Source organism: Halorarum sp. SLYT50, from assembly GCF_059821265.1.
The window spans coordinates 858,522-874,649 of record NZ_CM187555.1; the positions used below are offsets into that span (position 1 = coordinate 858,522).

General features: G+C 71.8%; 14 protein-coding genes. 4 read left to right on the forward strand and 10 right to left on the reverse strand.

The features are described 5' to 3' along the window. Positions 1-26 precede the first annotated feature (26 nt). From AC6RUA_RS04525 to AC6RUA_RS04560, 8 genes are all read right to left on the reverse strand, one after another. Positions 27-683 carry a helix-turn-helix domain-containing protein gene (locus AC6RUA_RS04525; protein WP_499814750.1) on the reverse strand — a complete coding sequence of 219 codons (657 nt, stop codon included), beginning with the start codon at positions 681-683 and terminating at the stop codon, positions 27-29. Positions 684-778: 95 nt separating this feature from the next. Then, entirely contained in the window at positions 779-3,616 is a 2,838-nt protein-coding gene (locus tag AC6RUA_RS04530; RefSeq protein WP_499814751.1) for a DEAD/DEAH box helicase, read from the reverse strand. 116 nt (positions 3,617-3,732) lie between these two features. Then, on the reverse strand, positions 3,733-3,882 hold the full coding sequence (locus AC6RUA_RS04535; protein WP_499814752.1) for a rubrerythrin-like domain-containing protein: 150 nt from the start codon (positions 3,880-3,882) through the stop codon (positions 3,733-3,735). Between the two features lie 164 nt (positions 3,883-4,046). Next, the gene (locus tag AC6RUA_RS04540; protein ID WP_499814753.1) at positions 4,047-4,859 is read right to left on the reverse strand and encodes an SAM-dependent methyltransferase; all 813 of its coding nucleotides are present in this window, start codon (positions 4,857-4,859) and stop codon (positions 4,047-4,049) included. A 168-nt stretch (positions 4,860-5,027) separates the two neighbouring features. Continuing rightward, positions 5,028-6,170: an NAD(P)/FAD-dependent oxidoreductase gene (locus tag AC6RUA_RS04545; RefSeq protein ID WP_499814754.1), complete on the reverse strand. Its 1,143-nt coding sequence runs from the start codon at positions 6,168-6,170 to the stop codon at positions 5,028-5,030. 123 nt (positions 6,171-6,293) lie between these two features. Then, on the reverse strand, positions 6,294-7,289 hold the full coding sequence (gene mvaD, locus AC6RUA_RS04550) for a phosphomevalonate decarboxylase MvaD (protein WP_499814755.1): 996 nt from the start codon (positions 7,287-7,289) through the stop codon (positions 6,294-6,296). Between the two features lie 25 nt (positions 7,290-7,314). Beyond that, positions 7,315-8,970: a sensor histidine kinase gene (locus AC6RUA_RS04555; protein WP_499814756.1), complete on the reverse strand. Its 1,656-nt coding sequence runs from the start codon at positions 8,968-8,970 to the stop codon at positions 7,315-7,317. A 74-nt stretch (positions 8,971-9,044) separates the two neighbouring features. Further along, on the reverse strand, positions 9,045-9,899 hold the full coding sequence (locus tag AC6RUA_RS04560) for a 3-hydroxyacyl-CoA dehydrogenase family protein (protein ID WP_499814757.1): 855 nt from the start codon (positions 9,897-9,899) through the stop codon (positions 9,045-9,047). A gap of 188 nt (positions 9,900-10,087) precedes the next feature. Between AC6RUA_RS04560 and AC6RUA_RS04565 the strand changes: the two genes are divergently transcribed. After that, positions 10,088-10,705 carry a DUF7409 domain-containing protein gene (locus AC6RUA_RS04565; RefSeq protein ID WP_499814758.1) on the forward strand — a complete coding sequence of 206 codons (618 nt, stop codon included), beginning with the start codon at positions 10,088-10,090 and terminating at the stop codon, positions 10,703-10,705. Between the two features lie 79 nt (positions 10,706-10,784). On the opposite strand, the gene AC6RUA_RS04570 is transcribed toward AC6RUA_RS04565, so the two are convergent. After that, positions 10,785-11,666, reverse strand: a complete 882-nt coding sequence (locus AC6RUA_RS04570) for an alpha/beta fold hydrolase (protein ID WP_499814759.1) — start codon at positions 11,664-11,666, stop codon at positions 10,785-10,787. A gap of 222 nt (positions 11,667-11,888) precedes the next feature. Here AC6RUA_RS04570 and AC6RUA_RS04575 point away from each other — a divergent pair, with 222 nt between their 5' ends. From AC6RUA_RS04575 to AC6RUA_RS04585, 3 genes are read left to right on the forward strand one after another with little or no spacing between them, the layout of a single operon-like run. After that, complete coding sequence (locus tag AC6RUA_RS04575) at positions 11,889-12,698, forward strand: class I fructose-bisphosphate aldolase (RefSeq protein WP_499814760.1); 810 nt, start codon at positions 11,889-11,891, stop codon at positions 12,696-12,698. 33 nt (positions 12,699-12,731) lie between these two features. Continuing rightward, a complete protein-coding gene (locus tag AC6RUA_RS04580) occupies positions 12,732-13,580 on the forward strand; it encodes a class 1 fructose-bisphosphatase (RefSeq protein WP_499814761.1) in 849 nt (282 codons plus the stop codon). Between the two features lie 48 nt (positions 13,581-13,628). Continuing rightward, positions 13,629-13,856, forward strand: a complete 228-nt coding sequence (locus tag AC6RUA_RS04585; RefSeq protein ID WP_499814762.1) for a hypothetical protein — start codon at positions 13,629-13,631, stop codon at positions 13,854-13,856. Between the two features lie 175 nt (positions 13,857-14,031). Here AC6RUA_RS04585 and AC6RUA_RS04590 read toward each other — a convergent pair whose 3' ends face one another. Beyond that, positions 14,032-15,864: a S9 family peptidase gene (locus AC6RUA_RS04590; protein WP_499815398.1), complete on the reverse strand. Its 1,833-nt coding sequence runs from the start codon at positions 15,862-15,864 to the stop codon at positions 14,032-14,034. Between the last annotated feature and the right edge of the window lie 264 nt (positions 15,865-16,128).

The following is a 16,128-nucleotide window of genomic DNA, read 5'->3' on the forward strand; positions in this document are numbered from 1 at the left end:
CCATTCGCCACGGTCGCGACGGCGACTCACCCGTCGTCGAACAGTTGGTCCGTGAGCTTCGATTGGGCGACCGAGAGGTGTTCGCTGAACGTCGACACCGAGACGCCGAGTTCCGACGCGACGTCGGCGGCCGTGGCCCCCTTGGGCCGTTCGAAGTAGCCCATCCGATGGGCGGTGCGGAGCGCCTCGTACTGGCGGTCGGTGAACGCCGACCGGTCGACGACCAGAAGTTCCTCCCGGTCGTCCGGCCCCGACCGGACCAACCGACCGACCTCGACCGACCCGCAGCGCGACCGGAGGTCGGCGATGACGGCTTCGAGCGTCCCGACGTCGGGCACGACAAACCGGACGGAGAGCCCGACCGACGTGGCGCGGACGTCGCGGACCGGACAGCCGTGTCTGGGGATCCGCCCGCACGGGCAGTCGTCGCCGCCGGTGTCGAACCGGTAGACCGAGCGTGGCCCCTCGGAGAACACCTCGGTCGCGGACGGCGGGGACGGCGGCGACTCGGCGGTCGCGGGGTCGCCCGCGGTCATCTCACCCACGACGCTCACGCCGTCGTCGGTGGGTCTGAGGTCCGTGACCACCGAATCGACGGGAACCCGACCCGCCAGCGATGCGACCGGACACGACTCGACGTCGGCGACTCGGAGTTCGACGTGGATCCCGCTCTCGGCTGTCATGCCCGGGCGTATCCGGCGGCGGTAGAAGTACGAACCGAAACCCGGCGGCACACGCGCGCTCGCGAGTTCGGGCAGTCGGCGGGGCGGCGAGCGGGTCAGTCCCAGAAGCTCTGGGTCCGCGCGTACTGGCGCTCCTGTTTCAGGACGTCCCGGTAGAAGTCGTCCTCGTCCTCGCGGAGTTTGGCGATGATGCGGGCGGCGTTGTGCGGGCCGACGCCGCGGGCCGCGAGCGCGACGATCGCCCGCTTCCCGTGCGCCTGGACGAGGTTCGACGCCCGGAACGCCTTGCGCGTCAGCTTCTCCTGCTCGTCGTCCTTCTCGTCGGTCCGGACCGCCTGTACGGCCTCGTCGTCCCACGGGTTGAGTGCGGCGACCCGCGTCGACCCGCACTCGGGACACTCCGGCCGGTCGCGCACCCGGCGGACCTTGGTCGTGTGGTCCCACTCCTTGCAGTGCATACACAGCAGGATGACCCGGTCGTTCGCGATGCGCTCCTTGATGGTCTCGATGACCGACGCGTCGGCGTTCTCGGGGACCAGTAGCTCCCGCCCCGACGACTGACCGCCGGTGCCGACGGGAGTCCGCCCCCGCGCCGCCACCAGTTCGACCTCGCCCGACTGGACGGCGGCGAGCAGGTCGGCCGTCTCCTCGACGGCGAGTTGCGTGTGGAACACCTCGCGAACCGCCTCGTCGAAGACGGGCGTCCCCTCGAGGGCGGCCATCAGGCGGTCCGCGCCGAACCGACCGCTCCCCTGGTACCGCTTCAGCGCGCCGAACTTCGCCGCGACGTGCGCCAGCGTGAACTTCAGCGTGTCCGAGTGTTTCAGCGCGAGTTCCAGCAGCGCCTCGACGTGGGCGGGGTCCGTCTCCTCCAACACCTCGATGACCGTCCCCGGGTCAACCTTCGACGGCACCTCCAGTTCGACCCGGTAGGGGTCCGCCTCCATCCCGACCGACGACCCGGTCCGCTGGCCGACGAGCGCCGAGAGGAGTCGCCCGAGCGTCCGGTTCACCTCGTGGCCGTACGCCGCGTTGAGCGTGATGGAGCGCCCGCGTCCCTCGACGACGATGCGGTCGTCGGTGGGCATCGGGTGGCCCGCCTCGACGTGTCGCTCGACGGCTTCGAGGCCGCCCGAGACGGTGCGCGCGTCCGTCGGGTAGCGCGAGGCGAACTCGCGGGCGACCGAGTCGCGGGAGGCTCCGCCCGAGAACTGCGGTTCCGCCACCCGGCGCATCTCGCCCACCTCGCTCGCCACCGCCCGGGGGACGGGAATCTCCTGGCCGGTCCACGACGGCACCTCGCCGGCGGGGTCCTCGATGGGCGCGACGTTCACCTCGCTCTCCTCGTCGTCGATGTCGTTGATGCGCCACATCTCCCCCCGCTGGATGAACGTCTCGCCCGGCGCGGCGAAGTTGACCACGAACCGCTCGTCGAGCGTACCGACCTGCCGGCGCGAGGAGATGTCGTACACGTCGTACGTCTCCTCGTCGGGAATCATCGAGAGGTTGGCGTAGAAGTACTGCCACGTGCCGCCCGACTTCTCGACGACGTCCCGCTCCTCGTCCAGCCAGAGGAGGCGGTTACTCGACAGTTCTGCCACGACCGCGCGGAACCGGGATTCGGGAAGGTCGCGGAACGGGTACGCGCTGCGAATCAGGGCGTACGCGTCCCGAACGTCCACCTCGCCGAAGTCCATGAGCAGACCGACCGTCTGGTTCGCCACCACGTCGAGGCTGCCGTGGTGGATGCCCGCCGACTCCACCTCGCCCGCGACGGCGCGCCGGGCGATGGCGAGCGCTTCGAGCGTGTCGTCCGGGTGGGCGGTGACGATGGTGCCGTGGCTTGTCTCGCCGCGGCGGTGACCCGCGCGGCCCACCCGCTGGAGGAGGCGTGCGACCTCGCGGGGGGAGTTGTACTGGACGACGTGGTCGACCCGACCCACGTCGATACCGAGTTCCATCGAGGAGGTGCAGACCAGGCCGTCGAGGTCGCCGGCCTTGAACGCGTCCTCCACCTCGATGCGCGCCTCCTTCGAGAGCGACCCGTGGTGGACGCCGATGGGTTCGTCCAGCGTCTTGAACCGCGAACCGAGCGCCTCCGCGGTCTGACGAGTGTTGACGAACACGAGCGTCGACTCGTTCTCGCGTACGATGTCGCGGATGGCCCGGACGTGGCTGGCTATCTCGGGGTCCGTGGCGAGTTCGCCCGCCAGCCGCTCGTCGTCGTCGGTCACCTCGGGCGTCGTGACCGCGAACTCCACGTTCGTCCCGGCGTCCACCTCGATTATCTCACAGCCGCGGTCGCCCGTCAGGAACCGACCCACCTCCTCGGGGTCGCCCACGGTCGCCGAGAGGCCGACGCGCTGGAACTCGCCCGCGAGCGCCCGCACCCGCTCCAGCCCGACCGTGAGCTGTGCGCCGCGTTTGGAGGCGGCGAGTTCGTGGACCTCGTCGACGACGACGTGCCGGACGTCCGAGAGCGCGGTCCGGAGCTTCTCGCCCGTCAGCATCGCCTGCAGCGTCTCGGGCGTCGTCACGAGCACGTCCGGCGGGTCGTCCGCCTGCTTGCTCCGCTGGTAGTCGGAGGTGTCGCCGTGGCGCACCTGGACGTCGAGGTCGAGGTACTTCCCCCACCACTCCAGCCGCTCGCGCATGTCGCGGTTGAGCGCCCGCAGCGGCGTGACGTACAGCGCGCCCAGCCCGGCCGGTCGGGTCTCCGCGAGCGCGCTGAACACCGGGAGCATCGCCGTCTCCGTCTTGCCCGTGCCGGTGGGCGCGAGCACGAGCGCGTCCCGACCGTCCGCGAGCGGCGGGATGGCGCGGCGCTGCGGCTTCGTCGGCGTGGTGAACCCGCGCTCGGAGAGCGCCGCCCGAACCGGCTCGCCCAGGGCCGCGAAGGCGTCCATCCCCCTCGCCTCCGCCGTGTCACTCATCACCCGTCGTAGCGGTGCGAGGCTGTTAAGCTCCCCGCTCGCCGGGCGTTCGGCCGACGGCGACGGTCGCCGGACGCGCCCGGACGGACCACGGGAAAGGCCGGTGGGGGGCCGGACTACTCCCGGCTGATCGCGATGTTCTGGACGCTGCCGCCGCAGTCCGCACACGACCCGGGGTGGGTCGTCGCCTCCTCGCGGTGGCCGCAGTCGACGCACTCGAACAGTCCCATCGAGGCCCGGTACGGGTCGATATCGAGAGCTGGCACGGTCGTGTGTGATTCGGTGGCAGTGTTAAGGGTTCCCTAAGTGCGAAACCCAGAATATGAGGGCTTATGAGGCGTATATATCCACGTTCGTCCAGTTTCGACCTCCGGCTCGCACGGTCACGGCGACCGGGGTGGCTCCGGGGGTGACGGCGGTACTCGACGGCTCAGAGGGCGTGGTCGTCGGCCGTCGCGGCGAACCAGTCGCGCCAGCGCCGGCTCTCGGGTGCGCCCACGATGACCGTCGTGGTCCCGTCGACGAGGTCCGTCTCGCCGTACGCGCGGAGTTCCGAGAGGGTCGTCGCCGTCGCCCGCTCGGCCTCCTCGCCCGCGGCCTGGACGATGCCGACGGGCGTGTCCGCCGGTCGCGCCGCCTCGAGGACGTCACACGCCCGCTCGTAGCGGTCGCGACAGTCGGCCGTCCAGGGGTGGTAGAGGACGAGCGCGAACCCCGCGTCTGCGACGGCGCGCAGGCGGGACTCGACCGCGGCCCACTCGCCGAGGCGGTCCGACAGCGAGAGCGACGCCGCGTCGCTCCCCAGCGGCGCGCCGAGTCGGGCGGCGCACGCCTGTGCCACCGGGACGCCGGGGACGACCTCCGCGTCGAGGTCCGACGCGTCGAGCGACTCGGCGGCGGCGAACGCGGCGCCGGCGAGTGCGTACACGTTCGGCCCGCCGGAGACGAGTGCGACGTGGTCGCCCGCCTCGGCGCGCTCGACGGCCCGTCGGGGGCGGTCGTCCTCGCCGTCGTCGACCGGTTCCACCGCGGCGTCGCGCGTGACGATGTCGGGCAGTCGCTCGACGTCCGCGGCGGTCCCGACCAGGCGGTCGGCGTCCAGCACCACCTCCTGTGCGCGAACGGTCATCTCGGCGTGGCCGCCGGGGCCGAGACAGACGACCGAGAGTCGGCCGTCGGTCCCGCGGTCGGTTCGCTCGCTCCGCTCCGCGTCCGTCGGGTTCGTGTTAGGTGTCGCGTTCATCCTCCCTCCCGTGCCCGTCGTCCACCGGCGGTCGCCCGCTCCCCCCGCGACGGGTCGCCCGTCGCGGTGCTCACGCCGCCCACTCCACTCTGGGAGTACAAAGACGTAGTGGCCGTCGTTACCGGCGTGAGACCGGACGAGACACGGGGAGACGACTCCGACGGGGCGTCACAGCAGTTCCTCTTCGGCCAGGTCCGTGGCGTTGCGGACGGCACCGATGGAGGTGAGGTAGCCCGCGCCGACGGTCGTCTTGGTCGCTCGCGCCGCCGCGCCCCGGAGCACGGTCGGCCCGAGTTGCGCCACCGCGCCGTCGCCGACCGAGACGAGCCACCCCGGTACGTCGAACCGGTAGCGCGCCAGCCGCGGCGCGAAGTCGTCTGTCGACCCCCGGCGGTCGTGTCGGACCAGTCGCACGACGTTCTCCGCGGCCGTCTTCGCCTCGCGGACCGCCGCCGCCGCGCTCGCGGGCACCGGTTCCCCGTTCGCGTCCGTCGCGCGGGCCGCGTCGCCGAGCGCGAACGTCCGGTCCGTCAGGCGGAGGTCCGCCCGCACAGTCGGTCGGTCCCCACCGGTCGCGTCGTCGCCCGTGATGCCGCCGGTCCAGACGAACTGGTCGTGCGCGAGCGAACCCGTCGCCGTCTCGATGCTCGTCTCGGTGGCGCGCTCGACGGTCGTTCCGGTCCGCACGTCGACGCCGCGGTCGGTCAGTTCCGCGCGGACCGCCCGTCGGAAGTTCGACGGGAAGTGCGGGGCGACGTCGTCCAGTTGTTCGACGAGTACCACCTCCACGTCCTCCGGGACCGAGCGCCCGCGTTCGTCGGCGAGCGCGGTCAACTCGCCCGCGACCTGTACCCCGGAGAGTCCTGCGCCGCCCACCACCGCCCGTCCACCGGCGTCACAGAGGTCGGTGAACCCCTCGCGGATGGCCGCGGCGTCCGCCAGCGACTTCAGCGGCGTCGCGTACCGCCGGAGGCCGTCGATACCGTAGTACGCCGTCTCGGAGCCGAGACAGACCGCGCCGTAGTCCCACGACAGCGTCTCGCCCGTGTCGAGGTCGGCGCGGCCGGCCTCGGGGTCGACGTCCGCCACCCGCGCGTCGACCACGTCCGCCCGGTCGAGCACGTCCGCGAGCGGGACCGTGATGGCCTCGGCGATGGGCGGCCGACGGATGGCGCGGTGGAGTTCGTGGACGAGCACGTGCTCCGGCCCGTCGTTGACGACGGTGAGGTCGACCGCGGGCGGGAGCCGCGACTCGAGGCGGCGCGCGAGCGACAGGCCGGCGTAGCCGGCACCGAGAACGACGACGTGCATCACCGGTCGTAGGGGTGGGACCCGAAAGAGGGTACCGGCGCCGAGTTCCCCCGCCTGCCGAACGGAGGCGGGGAGTCCCGCGGCCGGTCGGCCGCTCGGGCCGCCGACCGATGGGGTGCGGACTCAGAACAGCGCCTTCGACTCGGGGAGCACCTCGGCGGGGCCGCCGACCTCCCAGACGTCCGTCTCGACGCCGACGGCCGCGATGCGCTCCTCGACGCGGTCGACGGCGTCGGCCGTCGTGTTCACGTAGACGCTCGCCCCGGTGTCCGTCGAGAAGTAGACGGGGACGTCCTCCTCGGCGCGGAGTTCCCTGACAGCGTTGAACACCGCGATGGTCTCCGGCTGCCAGTAGACCCAGCCCGCCGGTCCGGTCATCGTCGTCGCCGTGAGCGACAGCGAGTCGTGTTCCGCGAGTTCGAACGCGTCGTGGAACGAGCCGCGCCGGAGCGAGTCGCGCATCCGCTGGAGTTGTTCGTGGACGTGCGCCAGCCGCGCGTCGAACATGTGGCTCGCCTCCGCCTCCCGGTGGGCCGCCTCCGTCTCCTTGTACGCGGGGACGAGCGCCGTGACGACCCGGAGGTCGGTCTCGGGGTCGAACCCGTCCGCCCCCTCGCCGGTCTCCAGCCGCTCGGAGCGGCAGTCGTCGTCGTTCAGCCCGGCGTAGAGGTAGGAGTAGGCACCCGTCACCGCGCGGGCGGCCGAGGAGGAGCCGCGGCGGGCGACGGTCGATATCTCGGGACGGGTCAGCTCCAGCCCCGCCGCCTCGACGAGCGCCGTCGCGAGCGCGGCGAACCCCGACGAGGAGGAGCCGAACCCGACGTTCGACGGGAAGGAGTTCTCCGACACCACCCGGACCGCGTGGTCGACGCCGGCCAGTTCGCGGACGTGGTCGGCGACCATCTCGATTCGCTCCGCGCCGCGGCCCTCGACCGTCTCGCCGTCGACGACGTAGTCGTCCTCGGTCGCGTCCGGTCGCCACTCGACGGTCGTGGTCGTCCGCGAGGGCGCGGTGCAGACGCTGATGGAGTCGTGGTACGGGAGCCGCCGCTCGGGGTCACGCATCCCGTGGTACTTGACGAGCCCCTGAATCGGGTGGGCCGTCGCGGTCGCTTTCATACCCGCCGGAGGGGCCGGCCGCGGGTTAGTCGTTCCGACTGTCCGCCGCGGCGACGCCCGAGACGACGAACCGCGCCCCCGCCGCGTCCGGGTCGAGCGCGACCGACCAGCCGTGGTCGGCGGCGACCGTCCGGACGATGGCGAGCCCGAGCCCCGTGCCGTCCGCGCCCGAGCGGCCGGCCTCGAAGAGGTCGCCCGCGACCGCGGAGTCGACTCCCGGCCCGTCGTCGGCCACGTAGAAGCCGTCGTCCGTGCCGCCGACCGATACGCGGACGGCCGGCCCGCCGTGCTCGACCGCGTTCCGGAACAGGTTCTCGAACAGCCGACGGGCGCGGGTCCGGTCGGCGCGGAGACGGCGGTCGTCGCGCACCGTGAGGGTCGCCTCGGACGTCTCGACCGACTCCCAGGCGTCCCGCGCGAGCGTCGAGAGCGACACCGTCCGCGGCTCCATCTCCTCACCGCGGGCGAGCAACAGCAGGTCCTCGATGATGGTCTCCATCCGGTCGTGGGCGTCGGCGACGCGGTCGAGGCGCGGCGACTCCCGCTCCGCGGCCGCGAGTTCCCGGTAGCCCTCCGCGACGTTGAGCGGGTTCCGGAGGTCGTGACTCACGACGCTCGCGAACCGGTCGAGCCGCTCGTTCTGCGCCGCCAGCTCCCGCTCGCGCCGCTCGCGGAGCGTCACGTCGCGGAACAGCGCGACCCGCCCGACGTCCGCACCGGTGCCGGCCGACAGCGGGGCGACGCGAACGTCGTACGTCCTGGGTTCGGCGGCGCCGTCGAGCGTGACCCCGTCGTCGGTCGCTTCGCCGTCGAGTGCCGCGACGACCGACGCCGGCGCGGCGGTGGCGAGGGGGTCGCCGACCGTGGTCCCGTCGACGAGCAACGCCTCCATCGACGGGTTGAAGTCGACGACCCGGTCGTCCCCGTCGAGGACGAGCACGCCGTCGTCGAGGCGGTCTACGACGACGTCTCGGGCGACCGGAGCGGTGCCGAACAGCCGCTGTCGTCTGAGGCTGGCCGCGACGAGCGCGCCCGTGACGGGGAGCGCGAGCGGGGTCGGGTCGAACGGGAACGTCATCGGCCACGCGAGCGAGGCGGCGTTGACGGTCCACGGGACGAGCGCTGCGGCGGTGAGCGTGAGCGCCTGTCGGCGGAACGCTCGTCGGGTGCGCACCGCGTGTGAGACGACGAGACCGGTGCCGACCGCGATGAGCGCGTACGCGACGGCGAGGTACGCCCGGTAGTACGCGCCGCGGGCCGCGCTGAGGTGGGGGAAGCCGTCGACGACGCGGTAGCTCGCCGCGCCGGTGTAGAACAGGCCGTGGTAGTGGGTGGTCGCGACCACCGCGAGGGTGAGGAGGACGAACCCCCAGAGCGTTCCGACCACCCGTCGGTCCGCGAGCCGACGGGCACCGCTGAACGACGCGGCGAAGAGGAACCAGCTCGCGGGGATGACCACGTAGCCGACGTACCTGACCTTGTGCGCCAGCAGGAGACGCGCTGACGACCCGGCGTAGAACCCGACGGCCGTCAGCACGGCGACCCACGCGCCCCCGGCCATCGCGACCGCGAGCCACCGCCCGCCGTTGTCGTGTCGACGGAGGCGGAGGGCGACGCCGACCGACCCGAGCGCGGCGAGCAGCAACAGCAGCGCCAGGACGTTGGTGAGCGAGGTGGGCAACTCGTCCGGTGCGGAGGGAGGGGGAGAAAAAAGGGTTACGAGTATCACGCCGGCGAACGGGCGAGAGGGGCGTCTCAGTACTCGTAGAACCCCTTCCCGGTCTTCTTGCCGAGGTCGCCGGCGTCGACCTTCCGCTTCAGGAGGTACGCGGGCTTGTAGCGGTCGCCCAGTTCCTCGTGGAGCGTCCGGCTCGCGTCGAGACAGATGTCCAGCCCGATGTGGTCGGCGAGTTCGAGCGGTCCCATCGGGACGTTCGTCCCGAGTTTCATCCCCCGGTCGACGTCCTCCTTCGAGGCGACCCCCTCGTCGTACGCCCGGATGCCCTCGTTGAGCCACGGCATCAGGATGCGGTTGGTGACGAAGCCGGGCTTGTCGTCGCTCTCCCACGTCTCCTTGCCGATGCCGGCCGCGAACTCGTGGGCGAACTCCGCGACCGCCGGGTCGGTCTTCTCCCCGACGACGACCTCGACCCCCTTCATCACGGGGACGGGGTTCATGAAGTGGAGGCCGACGACGAGGTCCGCGCGGTCGGTCGCGGCGGCGATGGTAGTGATGGAGAGCGTCGACGTGTTCGTCGCCAGCACCACGTCCTCGTCGGTGAGTTCGTCGAGGTCCGCGAAGATATCGCGTTTCACGTCGATGTCCTCGACGGCCGCCTCGACGACGAGGTCCGCGTCGGCCACGTCGTCGAGGTCAGTCGTGCCGGTAACGCGGTCCCGGATGGCGTCCGGGTCCTCCTCGACGGTCCCCTTCTCGAACAGCCGCGAGAGCGAGGAGTCGATGGCGTCGAACCCCCGTTCGACGAACTCGGTCTCGACGTCCCGCATGACGACGTCGTAGCCGGCGGTCGCGACCACCTGTGCGATGCCGTTTCCCATCGTTCCGGCACCGATGACCGCGACGGTGTCGATGTCCGTGCGTCCGCGCATACCCGAGTCTCAGACCGCCGCCGACCGTAAGGATGCCGCCCACGCCGCCGTCGGAGCGAGTCCCGCTCGAACCCGCGGCGAGAAGGCACCGACGGCGACGGCGTCGGCCGCAATTATCGGCCCCCGAGTAACCGCACAGAAACGTTAAGGACCCACACGACGACACGCACGCAGAGGCGAGAACGTTCGTGCCCGACGAGTCCGTCGACCCGGTCGCGCTCACACACGTCGGCCCGGCCACGGCCGCCGTCCTGGCGGACGCGTCGTTCGACGCCGCCGACATCCGCGGCAAGGCGGTCTCCTTCCGGATGCTCGTCGAGGCGGGCGTGAACCCCGGTGTCGCCGCGCGCATCCGCCGCGAGTACTCGCTCGCGTGGTCGTTCGAGTCCGAGGACAGCGAGGACCTGAAGCGCCGCTCGGCGCAGATACGCGGACTCAACGAGGGCGAGCGGGCGTGGGTGGCCGCGTCCTCCGGCGACTGGGAGAACCGGGAGTCGACCGACGCCGCCGAGACCGACGACGCGGAGGCCGCGTGGGTCGACGCCGCGACGCGGTCCGCCGCCGAAGCGGACGGGTCGGGCGACCCCATCGCCGCCGAGTCGGCGTGGCGCGACCGCTCCCGGCCGACGCCGGTCGACGCGCTCGACGGCGTCGACGCCGACGCGAGCGCGACGCTGGCGGAGGCCGGCATCACGTCGGTCCGGTCGCTCGCGACGGCCGACCCCGAGGCGGTCGCGGACGCGCTGGGCTGTGAGGTCGGGTGGCTCCGTGACCTCCGCGACGCGGCCGAGACGTACCTGGGGTAGCTGGAGTCGGACCGGTCGTCGCCCGGCGACACGGCGGTCTCGCCCGGAGACGCCCCGCGACCGACCCGGCCGAACCCGACTACGCCCCGTTCAGGTGGTCGACGAGCGCCGCGTTCACCCGGTCGGGTTCGTCGAGGTGGACCCAGTGCGACGCGTCCGGGAACGCGCGGAGCCGACCGTCGGCGCAGCGCTCGACGCTCTCGCGGGCCAGCCGCGGGCGGAGCGCCGGGTCGCGCTCGCCCCAGCAGACGAGCGTCGGAACTCCCACTCGGCCCGTCGGGTGGTCGGACGCCCGGACGAGCGCCCGGTACCAGTTCACCATCGCGCGCACCGCCCCCTCCCGCGCCCACGCCTCGCGGTAGCGCGCGAGCGCCGCGTCGTCGAACGTCCCGGGGGCGGTACTCCCCGTGAGCAGCCGCGTCAACAGCGCGGCGTCGTCGCGGGTCAGCGCCCACTCGGGGAGCCGGGGGAACTGGAACAGCGCGGCGTACCAGCTCCGCAGGAGCTGTCGGGGGTCGCGTTCGAGTCGGCGCTTGAACGCGCCCGGGTGCGGGGCGTTCGCCACGGCCAGCCGGTCGACGACGGCCGGCCGGCGGAGCGCGAGGTCCCACGCGACCAGCCCGCCCCAGTCGTGGCCGACGACGTGAGCCGTCCCGCGCCCCGCCGACGCGACGAGCGCGGCGACGTCGTCCGAGAGCGTCGAGAGCGCGTACGCGGCCAGCGGCCGCGGCTTCTCGCTCCGGTTGTACCCGCGCTGGTCGGGGACGAGCACCCGGTAGCCCGCGTCGACGAGCGCGGGGAGCTGCCGCCGCCACCCGTACCAGAAGTCCGGGAACCCGTGGAGCAGAACCGCGAGCGGGCCGTCGGGGTCGCCGGCCGCGACCACGTGGAGGCGGACGCCGTTCGCGTCCCGGAAGCCCGACTCGACCGACACCCCGTCGACCGACGGCGAATCGTCCATCGACGGGAGTCTGGCGCGCCGGACGGTTCACCCTTCCGTCGCCGACTCCCGGGAGGGGCCGGTGACCGCGCGACGCGGCCTCACCACCCGTTACCGGGTCGTTATCGCGGGCGGTATCCTCCGCCTGCCCCCGCCCGCGGAACGCGATACTCGCCTACGAATAAATTTTCACGGCGTAACGTCGCGATACTTATGTGGTGGGGCGTGCCGACCACAGACGAGATGCTTCCTCAGGCCGACGACGCGATAACGCGGGACGGCAACGCGCTCATCTTGGCGTACGACCACGGGCTGGAGCACGGGCCGGTGGACTTCGAGCCGAACCCGGCGACCGCCGACCCCGAGTCGGTGTTCGACCTCGCGACCCACGACGCCGTGACGGCGCTCGCGGTGGGCAAGGGGATGGCCGAGGCGTACTACCCCTCCTACGAGGACGACGTGGCGCTGCTGGCGAAGCTCAACGGCACCTCGAACCTCTGGATGGGCGAACCCGACTCCGCGGTGAACTGGTCGGCCGACTACGCCGCCGACCTCGGCGCCGACGCCGTCGGGTTCACGCTGTACGGCGGGTCGAACAACGAGGTGGAGATGGCAGAGGAGTTCCGCGACGCCCAGGAGACGGCCCGCGAGCGCGGGATGGGCGTCGTCATGTGGTCGTACCCCCGCGGTCAGGGCCTGAAGAACGACACCAGCCCGGACACCATCGCGTACGCCGCGCGGCTGGGGCTCGAACTCGGTGCGGACATCGCGAAGGTGAAGTACCCCGGGTCGGGCGAGGCGATGGCGCACGCCGCGACGATGGCCGGGCCGACGAAAGTCGTCATGTCAGGCGGGTCGAAGGCAGACGACGAGGCGTTCCTCTCGACGGTCGAGTCCGCGATGGCGAACGGGGCGTCCGGGCTGGCGGTCGGCCGGAACGTGTTCCAGCGGGAGAACCCCGAGGCCATCCTGGACGCGCTCGAAGCCGTCATCTTCGAGGGGAAGACGGCCGAGGAGGCGCTCGACGAGCGGGCCGCGCCGGCGGATGACTGAGGCGACCGGGGCGCTCCGTCAGGAGGTGGCCTGGTGACGTCGGCCGCAGAGCGGGTGTTCGACGCCGTCGCGGCGGCGGCCCCCGAGGTCCGCGCGAGTCTCCCCGGCCGGCGGCGGTACCTCGACGAGGAGAACCCGTCGGGCGAGTCGATGCTGGCGGCGGACGCACACGCCGACGACCTGCTGGCGGACCGGCTGACCGCACTCGACGACGTCGGTACGTACGCGAGCGAGGAGCAGGAGGGGACCGTCGACGGTGGTGACGGCGGCGTCTCGGTGGCGTGTGACCCGCTCGACGGCTCCTCGAACCTCAAGTCGAACAACCCGATGGGGACCATCGTGGCCGTGTACGACGGCCCGCTCCCGGCGTCGGGACGCGACCTGCTCGGCGCGGCGTACGTCCTCTACGGTCCGGTCACCTCGATGGTCTGTGCCCGCGGCGGGGAGGCGCGCGACTACCTCGTCAGGGACGGCGACCGGGAGGACCTCGGTCCGGTCACCCTCCCCGACGACCCGACGGTGTACGGGTTCGGCGGGCGCGTCCCCGACTGGCCGGCCGACTTCGCGTCGTACGTCGAGGACGTCGAGTCGGACCCGGAGCTGAAGCTCCGGTACGGCGGCGCGATGATAGCCGACGTGAGCCAGGTGCTCACCTACGGCGGCGTGTTCGGCTACCCCGCCCTGTCGTCGGCCCCCGAGGGGAAGCTCCGCCTCCAGTTCGAGGGGAACCCCGTCGGCTACATCCTCGAGGCGGCCGGCGGCCGCTCGTCGGACGGCGAGCGGTCGCTGCTCGACGTGGAAGCCGAAACCCTCCACCAGCGCGTCCCCGTCCACGTCGGGAACGCGTCGCTCGTCGAGCGCCTCGAACGCGTGCTGGCGTGAGCGGCGCGAACCGACAGACCCACTTTCGCCCGCCGCGAGGTCCGGGCAATGAGAGACCGGTACAAGGAGTTGATGCTGCGGAGTTTCAAGGACGCGATGGACGTGGTCGACGCGTACAACGAGTGGACCGCCGACGCGTTCGACCAGCCGTCGCCGGTCCCCCCGCAGGCCGTCCCGCAGGTGGCGATGGCGCTGTACCAGAGCCGCGTGATGGACGGCTGGGGTGGCGACGGCGGGTTCGACATCCCGGAGTTCGACGACAAGATGTTCGACTAGCGCGATGCGAACGACGCGGAGCGGAGTGAGACCGCGGTGAACGGCCTTCACGAACCGTACTGCGACTCGTGAGCTCACGAGCGCTCGGCTCTCGTGGACGGGGAGGTCCTCCGGCCGAGTCGTCCAGAGGAGTACCGGCGGAGAGAGCGCGAAAGACGGAGCGACCGAACCCGCGCTAGTCGTCGCTCGCGGGCGACTCGACCGCCGTCCCGACGCGGCGGTCGAGGAAGTCGTCGAGCAGTTCGAGGCTCCGAATCTTGTTGTCGATGTCCGAGGAGCCGTGCCCCTCCTCGCCGAGTTCCTCGTACTCGTAATCCTCGCCCTCCTCGAACCCGGCGTCGTCCAGCGCGTCACGGAAGATGCGGGCCTGCGACACGGGCACCCGCGGGTCGTTGACGCCGTGGACGACGAGCAGCGGCGCGCTCAGGTTCCCGGCGTGGGTGACCGGCGAGCGCTCCTCGTACAGGTCGGGGTTCTCGTCCGGTTCGCCGAGGTACTTCACCATCAGTTCCGACCGGAAGTGCGGCATGGTGTTCTCGTACATGTCCCGCAGGTCGCTGACGCCGACCCACGCGACGCCCGCGGCGTACAGGTCGGGGAACTGGACCATCTGCCAGTAGGCCGAGTACCCGCCGTACGAGCCGCCGTACACGACGACGCGGTCCTCGTCGAGCCAGTCGTACTCGGCGAGTACGTGTTCGGCCGCGGCCGCAACGTCGCCCTGTTCGGCGCCGCCCCAGTCGTCGTGCAGTTCCTCGACGAACTCGCGGCCGCGGCCGGTGGAGCCGCGGTAGTTCACCTGCAGGACTGAGAAGCCGCGCGAGAGGAGGAACTGCGTCCGGTAACCGAACGACTTGGTGTCGCGGTGGCGGGGACCGCCGTGGGGGTTGACGATGAGCGGCGACGGACGCGCGCCGGAGTCGTACAGCAGCGCTTCGATCTCGAGTTCGTCGTACGGGTCGTGGTCGACCGCCCGCTGTGGCGTCTCCGGGACGCCGTCGGAGACGAACGTGAGGTACTCCGCGTCGCCGAAGTCGTCGGGCGAGAACGGTCCGTACTCGGCTTCGAGCACCGTCTCGTGCTCGCCGGCGTCGAGGTCGTACGCCAGCAGTTCCGGCCGGCGGGTCGGCGTCGTGTGGAGCAGGAGCACGCGACCGTCGTCGAGCGGTTCGTCGCTCTGGAGCGACGCCGCCCCGCCGGGGACGTCGAACTCGGTGCTCTCGCCCGTCTCGGCGTCGTAGACGACGGGCACCGCCTCCGCGTCGCGGACGCGCGTGGCGAGGAACCGGTCGCCGTCGGGGAGGAAGAACGCCGGCCGCTCCTCGTGTGCGCCGTCGCCGAACCAGGTCACCTCGTCGGTCGCGAGGTCGTAGACGCCACACCGACTCATGTCGGGCGTGTTGTCCGAGACGAGGAGCGCGTCGCCGTCCGGGCGCCAGTCGGCCGGGGCGGACTCGGCACCGGTCTCGCCGATACCCAGGTTCCGGGGGTCGGTGCCGTCGGCGTTCGCGACGTAGGTGTCGACGTTGTCGTAGTCGTCGGACTCGTTCGTGGCGTACGCCATCCGCTCGCAGTCGGGCGACAGGTGGGCCGTCCAGACCGCCCGGTCGTACTCCGTCAGCTTCGTCGTCTCGCCCGACGGGAGGTCGTGCCGGTAGACGTTCATCTGGCCGTCGTGGTTCGACCCGAAGAGGAGCGTATCGCCGTCCTCGCCGACGGACTGGAGCAGCACCTGTCCGTCCTGTTCGACGACCGCCTCGACCGCGCCGTCGCGGTCGATGGCGTACACGTCGTTCTGTTCGTCGCCGTCCTCGTCGCGGTGGAAGAACACCCGCTCGCCGTCGGCGCTCCACTCGATTTCGTGTCTGGCGTCGCGGGGCACCTCGCCGTCGCTCCACTGCTCCAACTCGCCCGTCTCCGGGTCGAGACGGTACAGTTCGTTCCGGCCGTCGATGTCGTAGTACAGCGCCGCCTCCCTCCCGTCGGGCGCGACGGTCGGGTGGGCCATCGTCGGCAGTCCCGCGAGGGATTCGATCACGTCGTCGGTAGGGGGACTCACGCTCGGACCGTGTGACTGGACCGACTTTACTTCTCGCAGAACGGACGTTCTGTTCGGAGTCCGAGCCGTGCGCGTCGGTCGCTCCGTCCGCTCACACCGCCGTCGTGCCGACCGGGACGAGGGGGCCGACGCCGGTGAGAACCCCGCGTCGGCGCCGAAGAGCCACACCTACGCTCACGTCCACTTCCGGCCCGCACCGTCGCGTCACGTCGA